General features: G+C 51.8%; 27 protein-coding genes. All 27 read left to right on the forward strand.

Annotated elements, in window-relative coordinates:
* Positions 1–2 precede the first annotated feature (2 nt).
* The 27 genes from FX155_RS07075 (at position 3) to FX155_RS07205 (ending at position 19,929) form a co-directional block, all read left to right on the forward strand.
* Positions 3–233 carry a hypothetical protein gene (locus FX155_RS07075; RefSeq protein ID WP_154488218.1) on the forward strand — a complete coding sequence of 77 codons (231 nt, stop codon included), beginning with the start codon at positions 3–5 and terminating at the stop codon, positions 231–233.
* An 88-nt stretch (positions 234–321) separates the two neighbouring features.
* Complete coding sequence (locus FX155_RS07080; protein WP_154488219.1) at positions 322–786, forward strand: DUF1492 domain-containing protein; 465 nt, start codon at positions 322–324, stop codon at positions 784–786.
* 445 nt (positions 787–1,231) lie between these two features.
* Positions 1,232–1,759 carry a hypothetical protein gene (locus tag FX155_RS07085; protein ID WP_326831120.1) on the forward strand — a complete coding sequence of 176 codons (528 nt, stop codon included), beginning with the start codon at positions 1,232–1,234 and terminating at the stop codon, positions 1,757–1,759.
* Positions 1,760–1,841: 82 nt separating this feature from the next.
* A complete protein-coding gene (locus FX155_RS07090) occupies positions 1,842–3,641 on the forward strand; it encodes a phage terminase large subunit family protein (protein ID WP_229778475.1) in 1,800 nt (599 codons plus the stop codon).
* A 39-nt stretch (positions 3,642–3,680) separates the two neighbouring features.
* Positions 3,681–3,899: a DUF6148 family protein gene (locus tag FX155_RS07095; RefSeq protein ID WP_154488221.1), complete on the forward strand. Its 219-nt coding sequence runs from the start codon at positions 3,681–3,683 to the stop codon at positions 3,897–3,899.
* Between the two features lie 13 nt (positions 3,900–3,912).
* Positions 3,913–5,538: a phage portal protein gene (locus FX155_RS07100; protein WP_154488222.1), complete on the forward strand. Its 1,626-nt coding sequence runs from the start codon at positions 3,913–3,915 to the stop codon at positions 5,536–5,538.
* Positions 5,531–6,658 carry a head maturation protease, ClpP-related gene (locus tag FX155_RS07105; protein ID WP_195839629.1) on the forward strand — a complete coding sequence of 376 codons (1,128 nt, stop codon included), beginning with the start codon at positions 5,531–5,533 and terminating at the stop codon, positions 6,656–6,658. The genes FX155_RS07100 and FX155_RS07105 overlap by 8 nt, the downstream gene beginning before the upstream one ends.
* A 2-nt stretch (positions 6,659–6,660) precedes the next feature.
* Positions 6,661–6,999, forward strand: a complete 339-nt coding sequence (locus FX155_RS07110; RefSeq protein WP_154488224.1) for a hypothetical protein — start codon at positions 6,661–6,663, stop codon at positions 6,997–6,999.
* Positions 7,000–7,011: 12 nt separating this feature from the next.
* Positions 7,012–8,067, forward strand: coding sequence for a major capsid protein (locus tag FX155_RS07115; RefSeq protein WP_154488225.1), 1,056 nt, complete (start codon positions 7,012–7,014; stop codon positions 8,065–8,067).
* Positions 8,068–8,070: 3 nt separating this feature from the next.
* Positions 8,071–8,316: a hypothetical protein gene (locus FX155_RS07120; RefSeq protein ID WP_154488226.1), complete on the forward strand. Its 246-nt coding sequence runs from the start codon at positions 8,071–8,073 to the stop codon at positions 8,314–8,316.
* Positions 8,313–8,645 (forward strand): hypothetical protein, encoded by a 333-nt coding sequence (locus FX155_RS07125; RefSeq protein ID WP_154488227.1) that lies wholly within the window; start codon positions 8,313–8,315, stop codon positions 8,643–8,645. Before FX155_RS07120 ends, FX155_RS07125 begins: the two co-directional genes overlap by 4 nt.
* Positions 8,642–9,181 (forward strand): hypothetical protein, encoded by a 540-nt coding sequence (locus FX155_RS07130; protein WP_195839630.1) that lies wholly within the window; start codon positions 8,642–8,644, stop codon positions 9,179–9,181. The genes FX155_RS07125 and FX155_RS07130 overlap by 4 nt, the downstream gene beginning before the upstream one ends.
* A gap of 9 nt (positions 9,182–9,190) precedes the next feature.
* Positions 9,191–9,643: a hypothetical protein gene (locus FX155_RS07135; RefSeq protein WP_154488229.1), complete on the forward strand. Its 453-nt coding sequence runs from the start codon at positions 9,191–9,193 to the stop codon at positions 9,641–9,643.
* Positions 9,636–9,866, forward strand: a complete 231-nt coding sequence (locus tag FX155_RS07140) for a hypothetical protein (RefSeq protein ID WP_154488230.1) — start codon at positions 9,636–9,638, stop codon at positions 9,864–9,866. Before FX155_RS07135 ends, FX155_RS07140 begins: the two co-directional genes overlap by 8 nt.
* A gap of 3 nt (positions 9,867–9,869) precedes the next feature.
* Positions 9,870–11,309, forward strand: a complete 1,440-nt coding sequence (locus FX155_RS07145) for a phage tail sheath family protein (RefSeq protein WP_154488231.1) — start codon at positions 9,870–9,872, stop codon at positions 11,307–11,309.
* A gap of 14 nt (positions 11,310–11,323) precedes the next feature.
* Positions 11,324–11,839 (forward strand): phage major tail tube protein, encoded by a 516-nt coding sequence (locus FX155_RS07150; RefSeq protein ID WP_154488232.1) that lies wholly within the window; start codon positions 11,324–11,326, stop codon positions 11,837–11,839.
* A 56-nt stretch (positions 11,840–11,895) separates the two neighbouring features.
* Positions 11,896–12,150 (forward strand): hypothetical protein, encoded by a 255-nt coding sequence (locus FX155_RS07155; RefSeq protein ID WP_154488233.1) that lies wholly within the window; start codon positions 11,896–11,898, stop codon positions 12,148–12,150.
* Between the two features lie 160 nt (positions 12,151–12,310).
* Positions 12,311–14,548, forward strand: coding sequence for a phage tail tape measure protein (locus FX155_RS07160; RefSeq protein ID WP_229778476.1), 2,238 nt, complete (start codon positions 12,311–12,313; stop codon positions 14,546–14,548).
* Positions 14,541–14,744: a tail protein X gene (locus FX155_RS07165; protein WP_154488234.1), complete on the forward strand. Its 204-nt coding sequence runs from the start codon at positions 14,541–14,543 to the stop codon at positions 14,742–14,744. The genes FX155_RS07160 and FX155_RS07165 overlap by 8 nt, the downstream gene beginning before the upstream one ends.
* Positions 14,745–14,746: 2 nt before the next feature.
* Positions 14,747–15,802: a phage late control D family protein gene (locus FX155_RS07170; RefSeq protein WP_154488235.1), complete on the forward strand. Its 1,056-nt coding sequence runs from the start codon at positions 14,747–14,749 to the stop codon at positions 15,800–15,802.
* The gene (locus FX155_RS07175; protein WP_154488236.1) at positions 15,792–16,196 is read left to right on the forward strand and encodes a phage baseplate assembly protein V; all 405 of its coding nucleotides are present in this window, start codon (positions 15,792–15,794) and stop codon (positions 16,194–16,196) included. Before FX155_RS07170 ends, FX155_RS07175 begins: the two co-directional genes overlap by 11 nt.
* Before the next feature lie 13 nt (positions 16,197–16,209).
* Positions 16,210–16,500: a PAAR domain-containing protein gene (locus FX155_RS11745; protein WP_154488237.1), complete on the forward strand. Its 291-nt coding sequence runs from the start codon at positions 16,210–16,212 to the stop codon at positions 16,498–16,500.
* 1 nt (position 16,501) lies between these two features.
* Entirely contained in the window at positions 16,502–16,933 is a 432-nt protein-coding gene (locus FX155_RS07185; RefSeq protein ID WP_154488238.1) for a phage tail protein, read from the forward strand.
* Entirely contained in the window at positions 16,909–17,229 is a 321-nt protein-coding gene (locus tag FX155_RS07190) for a GPW/gp25 family protein (RefSeq protein ID WP_154488239.1), read from the forward strand. The genes FX155_RS07185 and FX155_RS07190 overlap by 25 nt, the downstream gene beginning before the upstream one ends.
* Complete coding sequence (locus FX155_RS07195; RefSeq protein WP_154488240.1) at positions 17,219–18,340, forward strand: baseplate assembly protein; 1,122 nt, start codon at positions 17,219–17,221, stop codon at positions 18,338–18,340. Before FX155_RS07190 ends, FX155_RS07195 begins: the two co-directional genes overlap by 11 nt.
* Positions 18,333–18,983, forward strand: coding sequence for a phage tail protein I (locus tag FX155_RS07200; protein WP_154488241.1), 651 nt, complete (start codon positions 18,333–18,335; stop codon positions 18,981–18,983). Before FX155_RS07195 ends, FX155_RS07200 begins: the two co-directional genes overlap by 8 nt.
* Positions 18,946–19,929, forward strand: coding sequence for a phage tail protein (locus FX155_RS07205; RefSeq protein ID WP_195839631.1), 984 nt, complete (start codon positions 18,946–18,948; stop codon positions 19,927–19,929). Before FX155_RS07200 ends, FX155_RS07205 begins: the two co-directional genes overlap by 38 nt.
* Position 19,930: the final 1 nt, after the last annotated feature.

The following is a 19,930-nucleotide window of genomic DNA, read 5'->3' on the forward strand; positions in this document are numbered from 1 at the left end:
TCATGGGAGCAACAGGAAATTTTACCGGGGAGCTGATGACCAAAGAACGGGAATGCCCCATCTGCCATCATCGGTATGTGGTGTATCCCTGGCAGAACTGGGTATACAAGTTCAGGCCGCGGGGAAAAGAATCCAGTAGCATCGAAGTATGTTCCTGGCATTGTCTGCAGGAACTGAAAAGCAGATATCCGGCAGAACCGAAAAGGAGAAAGCGGAAGGAGGAACACCAATGAATCATTACTACTGGGAGGCGGCCGTGCTGGGCGTGATTTCCACCCTGGCGTTTGTCGTCCTGTGTGCCTGGATGTTTGGAGGCTGCTTATGACGGCCGCAGAGTTTTTGCAGCGGATCTATGATCTTCAATCTGATATCGTCTGCAAGGAAGATGAGATCCGCAAGATCCACGAGGACATGACCCACCTTAAAAGCGTGGATACCAGCAAGGACCGGGTGGACGGCGGCCAGCCTATGGACCTGTCCGACAAGGTGGCCAACCTTTTGGAAGTGGAAGCCCAGCTGGATGCCGAATGGGACGAACTGATCAAGTGGCGTGAGGAAGCCAGGAAGCTAATCGCGCAGCTGGAACCCGGGCTATCGAAGAGCGTACTGCTGTTACGTATCGTGAATCACAGGAGCTGGAAGCAAATCGCAGCCATTGTGCATAAGTCGGACGATTATTGCCGCCATTTACTTCCGCTAGCCGTGGGGGATTTCGGATACCTACTGGCTACTCGATTTCCGGGTTTTCTTGATTCCGTGAAATTCAAACAATATAGCACAAAATAGCCAGGAATAACACAACAAAACCAGCAGCATGAATGGTATCATATACACTGTAATCAGTGCCGATGAAGTCCATGCGATGCTTCATTCTGGTTATTACCCAATGTAATTCACATTGTGCAGGGAACCTCCTGAGCAAGAGCCGCCTCTAACCGGGCGGCTCTTGCCGTATCTGCGTGCTGAGTCAGCCGGCCGGAGTTCTTGGCAGCCAGTGCTGCCCGCCCTCATTGTCTTCACCGGCCTGCTGACTCAGCACAGCAGCTGCGGCGGCCATGAGCGAGCAAGTGTCCTATACACACGTACAGCCAAGTGACTGGGAAAAGCGGAGGGACTAGGTTCTTCTAGCTTAACGGAAACGCCGCGGGTCTTTCGAACCCCAAAAACGAACCAGATGTGAAAAATTTTCGACTCTAAATATAAGGTTAACTCAAATCCGGAGGTGATTGTGGTGAAAATCTCAAAAGGTCTAAAGTCCCTCTCCACGACACAAACGGAATTGGGGAAGGCCCTCGGAATCACGGCTGGTCGTGTGAATCAGTTGATTACAGAAGGCATCGTGATTCGTGATGACTCAGATCCAAACGGGGCTGTACTGGTCGTTGCCTCTCTTCGGAACTTCTTTAATTCCAAAGCCGGTGGCGACTCTGAAGAAGATGTTGATCTGATGGCAGAACGCGCCCGCCATGAAAAGGCAAAGCGGGAAATCGCAGAGCTGAAGCTGGCAAAAATGCAGGGAAATGTGTACGACGCCCGGACAGTTGAGCTGGTTATGACTGAAATGGCCAGTAACCTTCGAACACAGCTTTTAGGCTTGCCCAGTAAGCTGGCACCCATACTGGAACAGAAAAGCAAGGAAGAAATCTACACCACCATGACACAGGAAATCGAAGAGAAACTCTCCGAGCTAGCCAGCTACAAGCCTGATCTTTTCATCGAGGATGCCCTGGAAGAAGGTGACGAAGATGAAGACAGCTGATGCCCTTTGGTCATATGTATCCGAGCACGGCTTGAAGCCGCTACCGAAAACATCAGTTTCAGAATGGGCGGATACTTATCGGATGCTGTCGGACTCTTCAGCGGAACCTGGCCGGTGGAAGACCAGCCGGGCGCCCTATCAGCGCGACATCATGGACGCCTTTACTCAGCCAGGAATCCACCAGGTTGTGGTGAAATCCTGCAGCCAGATTGGAAAATCCGACATTATGAACAACGTAATTGGCAGATATGCACACCTGGACCCCTGCAGCATTATGATGGTGCAGCCCACCATTGAAATGGCGGAAGACTTTTCCAAGAGCCGGATCGCTCCTATGCTGCGAGACACCAAAGTCTTGAACGGCCTGTTCAGCGACGTGAAAACTCGGGACTCCAATAACACGATTTTGAGCAAGATGTTTCCCGGTGGTCGGCTGATCATGACCGGCGCCAATTCTCCTGCCGGCCTGGCATCACGGCCCATCCGTGTCCTGCTCTGTGACGAAGTGGACCGGTTTCCCGCATCGGCAGGCCAGGAAGGTGACCCTGTGGATCTGGCCAGTAAACGACAGACCACTTTCTGGAACTATGTGCGTGGGCTCTTTTCCACACCTACCCTGGACGGGGCCAGCCGTATCGATGTAGCTTATCTGTCTGGTACTCGGGAGGAATGGCAGCATCAGTGCCCGAACTGCGGGGAGTTCCACAAACTGGAATATACCCAAATGGAACCGGATGCAGTAGAGATGGGAAAAATCCAGGGCCGCCGGACATACCTGGTACGGGATGTTAAGTGGAGATGCCCCGACTGCGGATTCGCCTTCAGTGAACGACAGATGAAGGACGCACCGCAAAAATACGTGGCCCAGAATCCGGCAGCCATCAAAACCGGCTGTAGGTCTTTTTTCCTGAATGCTTTTTCTTCCCCCTGGATTTCCTGGACGGCCGTTATGAAAGAATGGCTGGAAGCAAAAGGGGATCCGGAACGGGAAAAAGTCATTATGAACACGCGGTTCGGGGAGAGTTACAAAGCAGCCAGGGCATTCGATTCTTCTGATTTCCTCATGCAGCGCCGGGAAAAATACGGGGCAGAACTCCCCGAAGGGGTCCTACTCCTTACTGCGGCCGTAGATACTCAAGACAACCGTCTGGAATATGAAGTCTGCGGCTGGGGCCAGGGAGAGGAAAGCTGGGGAATCTGGAAAGGTGTAATTTTGAGCCCTCCAAACAGGAAAAGCACCTGGGATGCCCTGGATGAAATCCTGGACCGGGAATACAAATTTAAAGATGGTTTCGCTCTGAAGGTACGAAGGACCATGATCGATGCCGGTGGCCACTATGCCGGCGCGGTGGTCCGATACTGTGAGCGAAACTACGCAAAAGCCCGCCTGCCCATCATTGGACGGGCGGGGGCTGGGATTCCCCTCTACAATGGGAAACTCGCCAAAAGTAAATATTCAAGTTCCGTCCCCCTGGTCATTTTAGGGGTAGATGACGGGAAGCAGGAAATCATGAACCGGATTGGGGTCAAAAGCCCCGGTCCTTTGTATTTCCATTACCCGATTGACGAACCTGGCATCATGAGCAATCGGGGCTATGATGGGCGCTATTTTGCCGGTCTGATCTCCGAACACCGAAAGACAGTCAGACGAAACGGAACGCTGCGGGAGATATGGGAAACCACCCAAGGTGTCAGAAATGAGCCTCTGGACCTTCGGAACTATAATCTGGCCTGCATGCAAAGCCTCAACGTGAACTGGGATGCCTTGGACGAAACCCTTACCAATATCCGGGAGGGAAAAGTAGAACCAGAAGTAGCCTTCAAGCCAAAACCGAAAAAAAAGAAACCACGCCGCATGTCGGCGTCAGTCAGTATATGGTGAAGACCGCTGCATAGCGGTCTTTTCTTATGGGGGAAAGCCATGAGTCAAGTACAGAATGAGAGACTGAAAATGTACCTGGAAGCGGAAAAAGCGGTGCTGACAGGCCAAAGCTACACTATTGGCAATAGAACTCTGACCCGGGCCAGCCTTTCCGCTATCCAGGCAGAAATCAATCGTCTGGTGGCGGGTGGTGCGACATTGGCAGGTGATACTCCTGATCAAGCCGGCCATGCCCGCAGAGTCGTGTTGATGGATTAAGGAGGCGGATCCGATGAAACGAAAAAAGAAAATCATCAAATCCAGGATCAGATCGCCGGCTGGAATCACCAGGACCGTCCGCAACTCTGGCTATTCTGATGGCGGGGCATCCTGGCAAAAGGATGCACTGAAATCCTGGCATCCGCAGCGACTGTCAGCTAAAAGCGACATCGATGCCAATCTGGTAACTCTACGGAACCGGGCGGCTGACCAGGTCATCAATACACCGATTGGATCCGCTGCTATCATGACCAGCGTAATGCACACGGTTGGCGCTGGCCTGAAGCTGTTTCCACGAATCCCTTACAAGCTACTGGGAGTATCCCCAGATTACGCACGGGAATGGGAACGGCATACGATTCAGGAATTCAAGCTGTGGGCAGAATCCCGCGACTGTGATCTTTTTCGCCGAAACAACTTCTACGAATTACAGAATATCGCCTATGGCATCTATTTAACCGATGGAGACAGCTTCGCACTGTTTCGTCGTAAAGCACCGACGGACAACTTCCCTTATACTCTCCGAATCCAGCTTCTCGAGGCCAACCGTGTGAGTAACCCACTGGGCAGCGGCTCCTTCTACAATGCTGTGAATTCCTATGGTGTTGAACAAATCAACCCACAAAACGGGAACCATATCATAAACGGCGTAGAAATCAACCCGGACGGATCTTTGGAAGCCTATTGGGTATCTAACAATGTGCCCGGAGACATGGTTACCCTGGACGGGATGACTACTTGGACTCGAGTGAAAGCGTTCGGAGACCGGAGCGGAGCCCCTAACATCTTGCAAATCTGCCACGACATTCGGGCAGAACAGTACCGGGGGACTCCCTATCTGGCCCCTGTCCTGGAAAACTTGAAACAGGTGGGACGCTACTGCGATGCGGAACTGACTGCGGCAGTAATCCGCAGCTTCCTCTCCGTGTTCTTCGTCAATACCACCGCCAACAATACCGTGGAGAACATCCTGCCGGATACCTATCAGCAGGACGGTGAAGATGGTCAACAGGGTGTGGTTGATCCTGGCTATTACCGTTTGGGCCCGGCCACACTGAACTCTCTGCCCAAGGGGGTGGATGTGAAAACAGTGGACAGCGCCAACGCTCAGACGGCATACGACAGCTATATGACGCATCTGGAAAAGGGGATTGCAGCCGCAGTCAACATCCCCTACGAAGTTCTTTTCAAGAACTTCAATTCCAGTTATAGTGCTTCTCGTGCTGCACTGCTGCAGGCCCAACAGGAATTTAAAACGCGCCGCAGCTGGTTTGCCTCTGACTTTTGTCAACCAATCTACGAAACCTGGCTGATGGAAGCTGTTACGACCGGACGCGTTGAGGCCCCCGGATTCTTCGAAAATCCGCTGATCCGGAAAGCCTGGAGTACGGCAGACTGGTTTGGACCCAGCATGAGCATCCTGGATCCAGTGAAGGATGCAGAAGGGTCCGCTCTGCGGGTGGCCTTCGGGCTCTCTACAAGGGAACGAGAGGCTGCGGAAATGACTGGCAGCGACTTCGAGGCAAACATGGAAGAACTGGCTTATGAACAGCAATACATGAAGGGCCTGGGGCTGAAACTGGCCAGTCCGGTAACGGTCAAGATGGATGAAGAAGAAAAAGGTGATGAAAATGCATAAAAAGTTTTGGCAGATCAAGAACGAGGCTGGATCTGATAGAGCAGAAATTCTACTCTATGGAGAAATCAACGCCAATGCTGAGTTCTGGAAAGAATGGCTGGGTGATGACAGCATGACTTCTGCCAGAGGGTTCGCCCAAGACCTGCAGACCCTAGAAGGTAAAGATCTGCTGCTGCGGATTAACTCTCCCGGTGGGGATGTGTTTCAGGCCCAGGCTATGTACAGCCTCCTGAAAAGCTATAGCGGAGATGTGGAGTGTCATATCGACGGCATCTGCGCCAGTGCTGCTACGGTTGTGGCCTGCGCAGCCAGCAAAATCGTGATGCCGGAAAATGCGCTGTTTATGATCCATAATCCATCCGTTATGCTATGCGACTCCATGACGGAAGAAGACCTGCAGAAGGTCCAGGGGATGCTGGCAAAGGTAAAGGAATCCATCCTGTCAGCCTACATGGCTCGCACTAATGGGAAAACCGACGAGCAGGAACTCAAGGATATGATGAATGACGAAACCTGGCTGACGGCACAGGAGGCTCAGGAAAAAGGGTTCATCGATGATATCGACGATTTCGGGGTTGCGGCCTCTATAACGGATAATGCAGTATTGGTGGTCAATGGACAGGCAATGCCCGGAATCGTGAAGCATAAACAAGAAATCCTGGACAAACTGACAGCCGGGAAGAAAGTGAGGAACAAGATGGCAGTAAACAAAAGCCTGATGGAACAGATCAAGGCTTTCTTTGGTACTGCGGATGGACAGGAAGTCCTGAATGCAGTGAGCGAAGCCAAAGAAAACGAGAAAAATCGTGTGGCCACGCTGGACGCCCTGAAGGGTGACAACGAATACGTGAACGCTCTGGTGGATGTGGCCAAAGCCCATGGGACTGATGCGGAAGCGTTGAAACCGTACCTGGATGCAGTAGCCAAGGTACAGCCGAAAAATACCGCACTGGAACAGATGGCTGCCCTGATCAAGGACGAAATGCAGTCTGGTGCCACGGGCGTCAAAGCCCAGCCGGCAGAAGCTGCGCCCCAGGATCTGGAAAAAGCAAAGAAACAGGCCGAAATCGAAAAAATCGTCAATCTGGCCAACGGACTGGCCGCTAGAAAGGAAGGCTGACTATGGCAATTTATGAATCTGAAATGATTGCGACTGATAAGCTGGCTGGTGGCCCTGAAGTCCATGTGCTGACTGCCAACTATCAAGTCACTGCGGGTACCGCTCTGAAACGGGGCACCCTGGTGACAATCGGCGACGACGGCAAAGCTACAGCCACCATCAAAACCGGCGTGGCCTCCGCGATTGTGGCCAATGACATTGATACAAAGGCCACCGTAGTGACCTGCTATACTTCTGGCCGTTTCAATGCCAATGCACTGATTGTGGCCAGTGGCGACACTGTGGCTGCCCATGCTGAAGAACTGAAAAAGGCCGGGATCTACCTGACCACCAGTAAATAAGGAGGAAGAGCAATGATTGATCTTCGCGATACTACTTCTCTGATTGCAGCCGTTGAACGGATGAAACCCTCTGCGACCACTCTGGTTGATACCTTTTTCCCTCTGGTACCTGCCACTTCCTACAGCACCAACATTGAAGTCCACTTCCGGAAAGGCCAACGGCGTCTTGCACCCTTCATCGTGCGCGGTGCCAAAGGCGTAATCGTTGATCGTGATGACTTCAAGAGTCAGATCTATACCCCGCCCATGATGGGACCTTCCCGCGTCATCGATCCTGAAATGCTGCAGACCCGGAGCTTCGGCGAAAACATTTCTTCCACCAAAACCCCGGCCCAGCGCGCAGACGAAATGCAGGCCCGGGACTTGGTAGAACTGCTGAACATGGTACAGAACCGGAAAAACAAGATGGCTGCGGACATTCTGACCACTGGTAAATGCGTAATCAAGGGCTTTGGCGACGACGGCAAGGAAGCTGTAACCGATACCGTTGATTATGGCTGGGATCAGAAAATCGTTCCTGCTACTACTTGGGACCAAGCGGGCGCCACCATCTATGATGATATCCGCAATGCCAGCCTGAAAATCCAGGAAAACGCTGGTATGGTTCCTACTGTGATGTTGGTCGGAAAGAATGTGGCTAACTACATGCTGAGCAATGACCAGATCCTCAAGTTCCTGAATGTGCCTTTGGCATCCAACCTGAGTATGTTCAATTTTCAGCCCCGCATCGTTTCTCCGCAGGTCATGCTGGTTGGCCGGATTGCCTCCCTGAATCTGGAAGTCTACAACTACATGGAAACCTACCTGGATGATGACAACACTGTGAAACCATTCCTGGGTGACGATGATGTGATCATCGGTATCCCGGGCCGTGGCCGCCAGCTGCATGGGGCTATTACCCTGGTTGATGACAGCGAAAGAGGCATCTCCACTTATGCGGATCCCTATGTTCCTTACTTCAACGCCAGCAAGGACTCTCAGCAATTGAAACTGAGCATGTACTGCCGGTGCATCCTTGCCCCTGAAACGGTAGACGACTTTGCCTGCATCAAGACGAAAGGAGAATAATCTATGCTGTTGCGTGTAGAATACGGGTACGTTTCCCGGGCCAGTAAGCTTTTTGGCCGGGGGGAAGTAGTTGAACTGGACGACACTGTGGCGGCATGCCTCCTGCGTTCCGGACAGGCAGTACGGGTTGATGAAACCGCGGAACCTTCCACCGAAGAAGCTGCAGCGGAGCCCGATGCTGCCGGCCTGCCGGACCTGGGGACGGACGCAGTCATCACTCCGGCAGAGAGTGGCCAGAAAAGAAAATGAACTTCAAGGATACGGTAAAAACTGATAGGGATGTTTTTCTTTGCGGATCCGAATTTGCAGAAGAACACGACCTGGATGGAAAGAAGGCCATGGCCATTGTCCAGCAGGTAAGCGCGGACAACATCTATACCATGGGAAGTAATATCCAGACCCGGAAATATTTCGAACTCTATGGCAGCCATGCAGAAGTGAATTGCAAAGAGGAAGACCTGGCAGAGATTCCTGTCTACGGGCAACTGTTCCGGCTGGACGGGAAACCCTATCTGGTAATGGAAGTAAAAGACGATATCGGAATTGTGACTATGGTATTGGTGGCGAATGACCGATGATCCAACTTCGAATGAGTGTTGAACAGCAGGGGCTGGTGGCCAAATATTTGGAGGAAGCCCCGAAAAAAGTACAGAGAGCTGCCTATATGGCAGTGAAACGGACAGTGACCCGTGTGCGTAAGAACCTGGCCAAGCAGGCCCGGGCGGAGTATACGGTGAAATCCGGAAACGTAAAGAGAGCACTCACTGTTTCCAATCCTTCTTACGGAAACCTGCTGGCAACGATTACGGCCACCGGCCGCCAGTTGCCTTTAGCTGCATTCGTGGTCAGAAGACCGGTCAATGGTCCCATGAAGGTACAGGTAATACGTTCCGGAGGACTGAAACCGGTAAAAGGCTTGTTCCAGAATGACGCGGCAGGATTTTCAGGACCTATGCACCGACGGCAACCGGCCCGCTTCCCGCTCCATACTCCTGGTGGCCCCTCTGTCCCTCAGATGGTGGAAAGCCATGCGGTCATCGATGAAGTGGAAAAGGACGGGGAACAGTTCCTTGCGGCCCGATTCGAGCATGAACTGGCCTGGCGATTCAAATAGGAGGAAGCAATGACTCTCGTAACTCTAATGGATGCAGTAAAGGAAGAAGTCGAGGCGGCTGTGGCCGATGACCCGGCTTTGCAGGATTTGAAAGGGGGCCCCATCACGGTATACGCAGGGTTCCCTGAAACCAGGACCAGCGCTAAACGGATGCCTTCTTTCGTTTATTGTATGGTAACCAAATGGTCTGATACGGATAATCCGGAACTGTACAGCAGTGCCCAGGTGGAACTTGGATTTTCTATCGAAGATCCAGAGTTTATGACCCTGATGAACTTCATGGAACATGTTCGCCAGCGGCTGCTGGCGAAACGGATCCTGGCTGAACGCTACAGCTTGCAACTCCCTCTAAAGGGAGAAATCCCGACTCAGCAGCCTGTGGACAGCTGGCAAGGACGGATCCAGGTCACGTACTCCATCGGGCAGCCGGAATACTTTGGAGCGGAGTATGTATATGAATGAAGAAAAAGTGATTTATGTAGGGCCGTCCCTTAGCCGGGGACGGCTTCCTCATGGGCGCATCCTGATTGGCGGCTTGCCGCCTGAGCTAAAACTCCTGCAGATGGAACATCCCTGGCTCCGGTATCTTTTTGTACCGGTAGAACAGTATGCTTCTGCCTGCAAAGAAATCAGCAAAAAGGGAAGTGCTATGGCTCTCTATTACCGAAAAGCGAAGGAGGTATAATCCATGGCTTATAAGCATGGCGTCTATGTGTCTGAAGTGCCCACCAGTGTGGTGCCCATGACCGAAACGGATGCAGGGCTGCCTGTGGTGTTCGGTACGGCCCCGGTCCATCTGGCAACCGAACCGGCCGCAGCCAATCGGCCCCAAATCTGCTACAGCTACGATGAAGCCGTGAAGGCTTTCGGCTACAGCAGTGACTGGAAAAAATACACACTTTGTGAAGTGCTGTATTCTCAATTTTCTCTGTTTGCACGGGGTCCGGTCGTACTGGTGAACGTGCTGGATCCGAAAAAACACAAGAAACATACCGCTGATCAGAGTGTTACTCTGACCGATGGCCAGGCTACCATCAAGGATGCTGTCCTGGTGGATACTCTGGAAGTAAAGAAAAGCGACGGAACCAGTAGTTTGACCAAAGGTACGGACTACGAAGCTGAACATGATGACGACGGCAATCTGGTGCTGACCATCCTGGCCAAAGGCGTGACCGGTACTGTCAATGTGTCTTACGATGCTCTGGATGCTACTGCCGTAACGGCTGATGACATCATCGGCGGGGTGGATACGGACACGGGTGCTTACAAGGGGCTGGAATGCCTGAATCAGGTGTTCCCTCTGACTGGCCTGATCCCTGGCTTCGTCCTGGCCCCCGGCTGGTCTGACAATCCTACGGTTGCGGCCGTGATGGTGGCCAAAGCAGCCAACATCAACGAGCATTTTAGAGCCCTGGCGCTGACGGATATCTCGACTAAAGAAGTCAAGAAGTATTCTGACGCACCGGACTGGAAAAAACAAAACAACTATACCAGCGCCAACCAGGTTACGCTGTGGCCCTGCTTCAAACTGGGTGACAAGGTGTTCCACGGATCTACGGAATTACTGGGAGTGGCTGCTACAGTGGACAGCGACAATGATGACATTCCGTACGTTTCCCCTTCTAACCACAGTGCCCAGGGTAATGGACTGTGCCTGGAAGACGGTACGGAAGTAATCTTGGGGCCGGAACAGGCCAACTACCTGAATGGACAGGGAATTGTCTGCGGTCTCAACTTCATGGGCGGTCTGAAAATCTGGGGGAATCGTACCGGCTGCTTTCCGAGCACCACCGATCCCAAAGATGCTTTCATCCCCATCCGGAGAATGTTCAATTGGGTATATGGCAAAGTGGTAACCACATTCTGGAGCCAGGTGGACGGCCCAGTGACCAAACGGCTGATCCAAACCGTTGCGGACAGTGTCAACATCTGGCTGAATGGCCTGACGGCCATGGGTGTCATCCTGGGTGGTCGAGTTGAATTCCTCAGTGATGAAAATCCGACTACGGATTTGGAAGATGGGATTGTCCGGTTCCACATTTACCTGACGCCGCCTCCAGCCGGACGGGAAATCGATATGGTTATGGAATATGATGTAAATTATATTCAGAACCTGTTCGAGCAGTGAGAAAGGAGTAATCCATGATTCCTGAAAAACTGATTAACTACAGGGTGTACCAGAATGGGAAAGACCTGATTGGTACTGCCGACTGCGATCTACCCAAGCTGCAGCCTATGACCGATACGGTGAAAGGAGCCGGGATTGCCGGGGAAATTGACTCCCCGGTTTTGGGACACTATAAATCCATGGATGCCTCCATTAAATTCCGCGATTTGTCTCCGGAATCCGCGGCTCTGGCCAGCCAGGCCGGCAAACAGTTGGAATTCCGCGGAGCTTCCCAAATCTATGATGCGGAGCAGATGAAGTATGTTGTAAGGCCCATCCGTGTTGTCATGCGTGGCGTGCCGAAAAACTACGACTTGGGCAAGGCTGATCCGGGCAAGCCGACGGATACCACTGTACACCTGGAAGTCACTTACATCAAAATTGTCATCGACGGCAAGGAAGAAGTGGAAATCGACAAATACAACTACATCGCTAAAGTAGGCGGTGTGGACTATTTGTCTGAAGTCCGGGATGCCCTTGGTCTGAACTAATAGAAAAGACCCTGCTCCAATGCGGGGTCACTTCTTTGTATTTTTGGAGGATTTAAATGGAAAAGAAAGCTGAAACGGTAAAAAAACCGGTTATCCTGGACCTGAGCAAGTTGACCGGGAGAGACCTGCTGAAGGCGGAATCTGAAGCCCGGGCAGAACGTGATATGGCTCCAATTATTTCTTTGTCCATGCGCTATCAGGCAGCCCTGGCCGCCAGTGTTATGGGTATCGCCCTGGATGATTTACTGGACTATCCTGCTGACGAATTTACGGATATCATCAACCAGGTGGCCGCTTTTTTAAACAGATAAAAATAGGAGCGAAGGACATCCGTCGAACGGTCATGATCCTAGCCCGAGATACCTGTACTCCGCTGACCTATTATTTAAACCTGCCGCTTTATGAGCTGGCCCTATGGGCTGACGCGCTCAGCCAGCTGCAGGCAGAAGAACGTGAAGGAGATGAGAACTGATGGCCGGAAGAGACATGACCTTCCAGATCATTATTGGTGCTGCCATGGCGGGAACCGTTGGGACTGCTTTTGCTGCAGCATCTAAAAAAGTCCTATCTCTACAGAAACTGGTGGACAAAGTCAACCAGAATACCAAGGGGGCTGTCGCTACCCAGAACGGACTTATGAAGGCGTTCGGTCAGGGGTCCATCTCTGCTAATACCTATGCTGCGGCAATCCGGAAGGTGAACCAACAGATTGCCATGAATAAGAATGCCAAAAGTCTGATGAATGGAATCGCCCAGCAAAGGGATTCCTTCGCCCAGATGGACAAACTAGCAACCATATATATGGGGAAAATGATGGCTTGGGGAGCAACCACAAAGTTTCTATCAGGCCCCATTCAGAGCGCGATGAAATTCGAGAGTGTGATGGCGGATGTGCGGAAAGTAGTGGACTTCGACACTCCCAAACAATTCAAGGAGATGTCTGACGATATTCTCAAACTGTCCCAGCGTATCCCTGTATCGGCCCAGGGCCTTGCCCAGATCATGGCATCGGCTGGTCAAAGCGGCATTGCCCGAAACGAACTACTTTCCTTTACGGAGAGCGCTGCTAAAATGGGCGTGGCGTTCGATATCACTGCTGACCAAGCCGGCGACATGATGTCCAAATGGAGGACTGCCTTTAAGATGTCCCAACCAGAAGTTATTGCCCTGGCTGATAAAATCAACTATTTGGGGAACAAAACGGCCGCTACCGCATCTCAGATTTCCGACGTGGTAACTCGCATAGGCCCCTTGGGGAGCATCGGCGGCGTGGCCAGCGGTGATATCGCTGCCATGGGCGCCAGTATTGTCGGTGCCGGTATCAACTCCGAAATGGCAGCCACGGGCATTAAAAACTTCATCTTGGGGCTGACAGCTGGCGAAACAGTCACGAAAAAACAGGCTGCGGCTTATGCTGAACTGGGCCTAAATTCCAGTGAAGTAGCCGAAGGGATGCAAAAGGACGCAAAAAAGACCATGCTGACTGTCTTGGAATCGATCAAAGGACTGGACAAAGCAAAACAGTCTGCTGTCATTAAAAATCTTTTCGGAAAAGAGAGCATCGGCGCAATCGCACCCTTGCTGTCCAACCTGGACAATCTAAAGAAGAATCTGGATCTAGTCAGCAAACCTGGTTACGAAGGCAGCATGGAAAAGGAATTCGAAGAACGATCCAAGACTACGGCCAATGCGGTGCAACTTTTGAAAAATGCAGCCACGTCTCTGGCTGTGACCATGGGCAGCTCCCTGCTTCCTGCCATCGCCTCTGGTGCGGCCTGGGTGGCCAAAATGGCCACCGCTGTTTCGAATTGGGGCAAGGCCAACCCCGTAGCCGTGAAATACCTGTATGGAATGGTCGTAGGGTTCGCAGCCTTTATGACAGTAGGAAACGGCGTGGTCGTGTTCCTGCTACGGGCCAAACAGGCATTCCACGGGGTCATGATCGTCGTGAAAAGCCTGCGGCTGGTATTCATGGCACTGAAAGTGGCCATGACACTGATTTCCGCACATCCTATCGTCCTGGGCTTTATGGCTCTCATTGCAGTAGGCTACCTGGTTTATACACATTGGGGAGCTATCAGTAAATTCTTCGCTACCATGTGGGAAGCTGGTAAAACGGCCCTGGCTAACTTTGCTGCCTGGATCACTGCCAAATTCGGCCAGGCCTATGCTTTCGTCATGGGCCTTTGGAATGGCGTGAAAGCGTTCTTCGAAAGCATGTGGAACGGAGCTATCAGTGCGGTTGGAAATTTTGTGGCCTATGTCCGCAGCAAACTTTCTGAAGCCTACGACTGGGTCATGGATAAGTGGGGAGCTATCAAGAACTTCCTGTCCAATCCTATCACCGGCACGGTGAACATCGTGAAAAGCGTAGTGGGCAGTGGAATCCACCTGGCCAGCGGCGGCATTTTCCCGAAAGGTGCTTTCATGACTTCCTTTGCGGAAGAATCCCCCGAAGCAGCTATCCCTATTGATGGCTCCGCACGGGCTATGGGGCTGTGGAAGGAAACCGGCCGGCGGCTGGGCGCACTCCCGCTTTCGGGTGACCACCGCAGCCAAAGCATCTCCGTCAACTATGCTCCGCAGATTACGATTTCTGGGAATGCGGATCAATCCATGATAAATAATGCCATGGATCAGTCCCTGGACAGACTGAAAAGGATGCTTCAGGAACTGCAGCAGAACCAAAGGAGACTGGCTTATGAGTAAGACACTTACGACAATTCAGGGGGATATGTGGGATCTGATCTCTTACCGGACCTATGGCACAGAGCAGGGCGTAAAAGTCCTACTGGATGCGAACCCGGACCTGGCAGACCAACTGGTCCTCCCAGGCGGACTGACGGTAGTCATACCGGATTATGAGCCGCCCACATCCGACCTGCTGCCCCCCTGGAGGCGATGATCATGCTGGATGCCAGACGGGTCAGTGCGACCATCCTTTATAACAAGAAGGACATCAGTACCGATATCCTGCCTTTTCTGCAATCCGTGGATTATACGGACAACATGGAGGGCCAGGCCGATGATCTGGAAATCAAACTGGAAGACAGAAATGGACTTTGGGAAGGAGCGTGGATGCCGGAAAAGAGAGCATCCCTCCTGGTGACTTTGATTACTCAGGGTTGGGATGAACCTGGACCTGATCTGAAAAAACTGGACCTGGGTCATTTCGAGATTGACAGCATAAGCTATAACTATGCACCTGCGGAAATGACTATCAAGGGCGTATCAATCCCGGATGGTAACAAGCTAAGAGGCGTGGAGAGATCCCGCAGCTGGGAAAAGGTGAGACTGTCGGCCATCTGCAAGGATATCGCCACGGACGCCGACCTGACCTTGTCCTATACTGCTCCCAATGACCCTGAACTGGACCGGGCAGAGCAGAGCGAAGAGTCAGACCTGGTATTTTTGTGGAAACTACTGAAAGATCATGGTCTGGCACTGAAAATTTACAAGAAGAAACTCGTGGTGTTCGATGAAGCGGACTATGAAAAAGTGCCGCCAAAAATCACCTTGGTGAAGCCGGGCACGGTGTATGTGAAAGAATCTGACATGATGTATATTACCATGATCAAGAGTTGTAGCTTCAGTACTAAAATCCGGGACACCTACAAAGCGTGCCATGTGAAGTATAAAAGTGGGGAAAAAGGTTCCGTGATTGAAGCAACTTACAAGGATCCCTCTAAGAAAGAGGGAAAAACCCTCCAGGTGAACGAACAGGTGAAGAGTGTGGCAGAAGCCGAACGACTGGCCAGGAGAAAGCTACGGGAGAAGAACAAAGAAGAGACTACAGGTTCCTTTGAAGTCCTGGGAAATTTCAATCTGCTATCATCCCTGACAGTAAAGGTCAAGGGGTTCGGCAGCTTCGACGGAAATTACCTGATCACTTCTGCGAAACACAGCCTGGGGAGCGGGTACACTACCAGCATCGACATCCGGAGGTGCCTCAATGGATACTAGCCAACTGAAAAACGTGGTGCGGAAAGGCCGCATTTCCGTAGTAGACGGGACTAGTTGCCGGGCCAAAGTCGTTTTCGAAGATCAGGACCAGCTGATCAGCGACTGGCTTCCAGTCCTGCAACCCTTCACTTCCAAAAGTCAGGCTTATAGCGTTCCGGAAGTAGGAACGCCGGTGGCCTGCCTATTTACCATGAATCCATCCGGAAATGGTCTGGCAGCTGGGTTCATCCTGGGGGCCTACTATGATGATTCCTGCATGCCGGTAGAATATGACCCGGATGTGCGGAGTGTACAGTTCCCCGATGGCAGCTGCATCCGCTATGATCATGGAAATATCACCATCCAGGCCAGCGGAAATATTGTCATCAAAGGGGCCAAAGTGGCTATTAATTAAAGGAGACGGGAAAATGCCAGCAGCAACAAGACTAGGTGACCTGGACAGCGGTCATGATTCTTGTGCCCCGACTGCACTTGCAAGTGCCAGCGAAAACGTCCTGATTAATGGTAAAGGGGCTGGAAGACTGGGAGATTCCTATAAGCCTCATGGCTGCAAGGATCATCCTGCCCATGTGGGATTTATTTCCGGAGGCAGCAGCACCGTGACGATTAACGGCAAGGCTGCAGCCCGTGTGGGTGATGCTGTGAGTTGCGGAGGAACGGTGGCCCAGGGCTCCGGAAATGTGACGATAGGAGGCTAAAATGTTAATTGGATTTTTGGATCAGACCCCTTTTACCGTGTCTTCCCATACCATCCGTACCTTCGACGATTATAGTCGGAGCGGTACAGGGCGATGGGCCAAACATGACCTGATCGGACAAAAACCTAAACTGGAATTTCTAGGGCCGGATATTGAGAAAATCAGTTTCAAGATGCGGCTTAGGGCTGATCAGGGCATCAGTCCTAAGCAGGAACTGCGACGGCTGCGAAAGCTGCGTGACCAGGGACAAGTGGTATCCCTGGTCCTGGGATTCAAGCCTGTTGGAACCGGTTTCTGGATTATCGAAAGTCTGGACGAAACGGTGAAATACTGGACGAAATACGGACACATTTACTGTGCTGAAGTCTCCGTCACTATGCAAGAATACGATAGCGAGGTGGATACCAAATGGCCAGTGAAGTATTTGTCCTAAACCCTCTGACTCGGGACATCGACTTTGCTCCGAAAACGGTGCGGGCCGAAATCCTGCAGAACGTAAGAACCATCATCAGCACAGTGATGTACAGCGTTCCACTGGACAGGGCGTTTGGCATCGATGCCAGTTTTCTTGACCGCCCCATGGCGGTGGCCCAGGCGGCCATCTCCTCCGAAATCCTTCGGGCAGTGCGACGTTATGAACCACGGGCCACTATTACCACCATCAGCTTTACGGGAGACGAAGACGGAAAAATGGTGCCCAAGGTGGAGGTGAGTATTAATGAATCTTAACAATCTCCCCACAGTCACTTTTGCTGATTATGACGAAGAAACTGTGAAAAATATGGTACTGAATACCTATCAGGAAATCACGGGGAGAACGCTGGCCGAAGGGGACCCGGTGCGGCTGTTCCTATTGAGTATTGCAGCCGTCCTGATCCAGCAACGCTACCTGATTGATCAGGCCGGCAAGATGAATCTGCTGGCCTATTCTAAGGGCGATTACCTGGATCATCTGGGGGCGCTGCTGGACGTCACCAGAATCCCTGCCACAGCTGCGGAGACTACACTGCAATACACCTTGTCTGCAGTGCAGCAGGATGCTACTGTTATTCCGGCAGGAACCCGGGTAACTGGAACTAAAAAAAGTGTATTTTTTGCCACCGAAAAGCCTTTGGTCATCCCGGCCGGTGAACTGACAGGAACCGTTGACGCCCAATGCACGGCTACAGGAACAGCGGGTGAAGGACTGGCTGTCGGATACTTAACCGAACAGGTAGATCCCTTGCCTTATGTGGCCAAGGTCACCAATATCACGGAAACATCTGGAGGGTCTGATAAAGAAACGGACGACTCCTATAGGGAACGGATTCGGGAAGCTCCGGAAAAATTTTCCAACGCCGGAAGCTATGGGGCCTATCGGTTCTGGGCTAAAAGTGCCTCTGCCGACATTATGACGGTAGGGGTATCCAGCCCCACCCCTGGTACAGTCCAGTTGATACCGCTGCTAACCGGCGGCCAGATCCCGGGTGAAAACCTGCGGAAACGTGTCCTCGAAATCTGCAGTGCCGAAAAGGTCCGCCCCTTGACGGATACTGTGACCTGTATTGAACCAACAGTTACCAACTACGATATCGTGGCCACTTACAAGATCAGTACCGATGATGCTGCGGCAGTGACCACCATCCAAAAGGCAGTAGACCAGGCAGTGACCGATTATATCACCTGGCAGCGTTCTGCCCTGGGACGGGATGTGGATCCTTCGAAACTCTACCAACTAATGGTGGATGCCGGGGCCACAAAGGTACAGATTACAAAGCCGGTACTTACGGTTTTGGACGATAGCCAACTGGCTGTAAACTCCACCAAAACGGTGACTTTCGGAGGCCTGGCTGATGGATAATAAAACGATTAACATCATCCCGCAGTCAATCAGCGGGGATAAGACCGTTCGAGAACTATGCCAGGTACTGGATAACTTCCTCTTTCCAATCGATAAGGACACAAGGTTGTCACTGATTTACAGTAAAATCGACACCTTGCCCATTGAAGTTATTGACCTACTTGCCTGGCAACTCCACGTAGACTCCTACGATCTGGCAGCCGATGATGACGCAAGGCGCAGCATGGTCAAAACGGCCATCCTGGGCCATCGGTACAAAGGAACACCCTGGGCGTTGACACAGGCAGTCAGACTGGTCATTCCTGACGGGAAAATCAAGGAGTGGCAGGACTATGGAGGAAATCCTTACCGTTTCAAGGTTACAACGGAACAGGGTCTCGGCAGCGCTATGCATCTGCAGAATCTGCTTCGGGCGATTGCCAACAGCAAGAATGTAAGATCCTGGCTGGATGGTATCGAACAGGAAATCTCTGTGCCGGCTACCACGTATGCCGGCGCAAAGTTAGTCATGGAGCAAGAGGTGACTCTTTATCCTGCTGACCAGACGGCGAACAGCATCACCAGCCAGATTTACATTGGAATCGCAAGAATGGAACAGGAAGAAATTGAAATCAGAGGTGATTTTAGTGGCAGTATGGAGTAAATTCGAGCTGACGGATGCCGGAAAAAACATCCTGGCTCAGCACGTGGCAAATGCCAAAGTACTTCAGATTACCAGGGTGGCCATGACAGATACTACGGATAGTCTGACCATTGCCGGCCTGAAGAAGCTTCCCGGGGACGAACGGTTCTTCGGAATCACGTCCAGTACTCTAACGGACGATAAAACCATCAAAATCGAGTGCATCGTAACAAATGTGGGGCTGTCTAAGGATTATAAGCTTACGGCCATTGGTCTGTATGCGAAGCTGGAAGACGGGGCAGAGGATACACTGTTTGCTGTATCGACTGCCTCTGTAGCTGAGACCATTCCCGCTTTGGACAATGGCGTGGTCAAAATGATCCTGGAAAAGTTCTACTTGACTTTTGACAGTGCCTCTGATATCAACGTAAAAATTGATATGGATACTTACGTTACCCATTCTGAATGCATTGCAACGGTCTTCCCAGTGGGTACTGTAGTCCAAACGGACGGCAGTTATAACCCGGCTGATAAGTGGGGTGGAACCTGGGAACAAATCAGTGGCGTATACATGATGGCCAGCGGCTCTTACAATGGCACTGTATGCACCGCCAATAAATACGTTGGGGAGTACAAGCATAAAATGAAAATCAAGGAGCTGGTATCCCATAACCATGGACCTGGCACTATGAACATCTGGGGTTCCCTTCCACTGCCAACACACACGGGCAGATGGGATCGCTATGTTCGGGGCGTTTTCACAACTGAAGGTGGCAACGGTGGCAACGTGACCCACACTGTGCCAGGGGCCGATTTCGACGAATCTGGCAAATGGTGGGATATTACCTATAGTGAGTTCAATGCAAGCCGCTCCTGGTCCGGCCGGACCACTTCTGAAGGCGATGGCGAACCATTTCCTATCATGCCACGGGCTTACGTGGTAGATGTATGGAGGAGAACAGCATAAG

Source organism: Acidaminococcus fermentans, from assembly GCF_009696675.1.
Lineage (GTDB): Bacteria > Bacillota > Negativicutes > Acidaminococcales > Acidaminococcaceae > Acidaminococcus.

Excerpts from the sequence above, each read along its gene's own strand:
- FX155_RS07075 (WP_154488218.1), top strand. The coding sequence starts at position 3 with ATGGGAGCAACAGGAAATTTTACCGGGGAGCTGATGACCAAAGAACGG.
- FX155_RS07080 (WP_154488219.1), top strand. The coding sequence starts at position 322 with ATGACGGCCGCAGAGTTTTTGCAGCGGATCTATGATCTTCAATCTGAT.
- FX155_RS07090 (WP_229778475.1), top strand. The coding sequence starts at position 1,842 with ATGCTGTCGGACTCTTCAGCGGAACCTGGCCGGTGGAAGACCAGCCGG.
- FX155_RS07095 (WP_154488221.1), top strand. The coding sequence starts at position 3,681 with ATGAGTCAAGTACAGAATGAGAGACTGAAAATGTACCTGGAAGCGGAA.
- FX155_RS07100 (WP_154488222.1), top strand. The coding sequence starts at position 3,913 with ATGAAACGAAAAAAGAAAATCATCAAATCCAGGATCAGATCGCCGGCT.
- FX155_RS07105 (WP_195839629.1), top strand. The coding sequence starts at position 5,531 with ATGCATAAAAAGTTTTGGCAGATCAAGAACGAGGCTGGATCTGATAGA.
- FX155_RS07110 (WP_154488224.1), top strand. The coding sequence starts at position 6,661 with ATGGCAATTTATGAATCTGAAATGATTGCGACTGATAAGCTGGCTGGT.
- FX155_RS07115 (WP_154488225.1), top strand. The coding sequence starts at position 7,012 with ATGATTGATCTTCGCGATACTACTTCTCTGATTGCAGCCGTTGAACGG.
- FX155_RS07120 (WP_154488226.1), top strand. The coding sequence starts at position 8,071 with ATGCTGTTGCGTGTAGAATACGGGTACGTTTCCCGGGCCAGTAAGCTT.
- FX155_RS07125 (WP_154488227.1), top strand. The coding sequence starts at position 8,313 with ATGAACTTCAAGGATACGGTAAAAACTGATAGGGATGTTTTTCTTTGC.
- FX155_RS07130 (WP_195839630.1), top strand. The coding sequence starts at position 8,642 with ATGATCCAACTTCGAATGAGTGTTGAACAGCAGGGGCTGGTGGCCAAA.
- FX155_RS07135 (WP_154488229.1), top strand. The coding sequence starts at position 9,191 with ATGACTCTCGTAACTCTAATGGATGCAGTAAAGGAAGAAGTCGAGGCG.
- FX155_RS07140 (WP_154488230.1), top strand. The coding sequence starts at position 9,636 with ATGAATGAAGAAAAAGTGATTTATGTAGGGCCGTCCCTTAGCCGGGGA.
- FX155_RS07145 (WP_154488231.1), top strand. The coding sequence starts at position 9,870 with ATGGCTTATAAGCATGGCGTCTATGTGTCTGAAGTGCCCACCAGTGTG.
- FX155_RS07150 (WP_154488232.1), top strand. The coding sequence starts at position 11,324 with ATGATTCCTGAAAAACTGATTAACTACAGGGTGTACCAGAATGGGAAA.
- FX155_RS07155 (WP_154488233.1), top strand. The coding sequence starts at position 11,896 with ATGGAAAAGAAAGCTGAAACGGTAAAAAAACCGGTTATCCTGGACCTG.
- FX155_RS07160 (WP_229778476.1), top strand. The coding sequence starts at position 12,311 with ATGGCCGGAAGAGACATGACCTTCCAGATCATTATTGGTGCTGCCATG.
- FX155_RS07165 (WP_154488234.1), top strand. The coding sequence starts at position 14,541 with ATGAGTAAGACACTTACGACAATTCAGGGGGATATGTGGGATCTGATC.
- FX155_RS07170 (WP_154488235.1), top strand. The coding sequence starts at position 14,747 with ATGCTGGATGCCAGACGGGTCAGTGCGACCATCCTTTATAACAAGAAG.
- FX155_RS07175 (WP_154488236.1), top strand. The coding sequence starts at position 15,792 with ATGGATACTAGCCAACTGAAAAACGTGGTGCGGAAAGGCCGCATTTCC.
- FX155_RS11745 (WP_154488237.1), top strand. The coding sequence starts at position 16,210 with ATGCCAGCAGCAACAAGACTAGGTGACCTGGACAGCGGTCATGATTCT.
- FX155_RS07185 (WP_154488238.1), top strand. The coding sequence starts at position 16,502 with ATGTTAATTGGATTTTTGGATCAGACCCCTTTTACCGTGTCTTCCCAT.
- FX155_RS07190 (WP_154488239.1), top strand. The coding sequence starts at position 16,909 with ATGGCCAGTGAAGTATTTGTCCTAAACCCTCTGACTCGGGACATCGAC.
- FX155_RS07195 (WP_154488240.1), top strand. The coding sequence starts at position 17,219 with ATGAATCTTAACAATCTCCCCACAGTCACTTTTGCTGATTATGACGAA.
- FX155_RS07200 (WP_154488241.1), top strand. The coding sequence starts at position 18,333 with ATGGATAATAAAACGATTAACATCATCCCGCAGTCAATCAGCGGGGAT.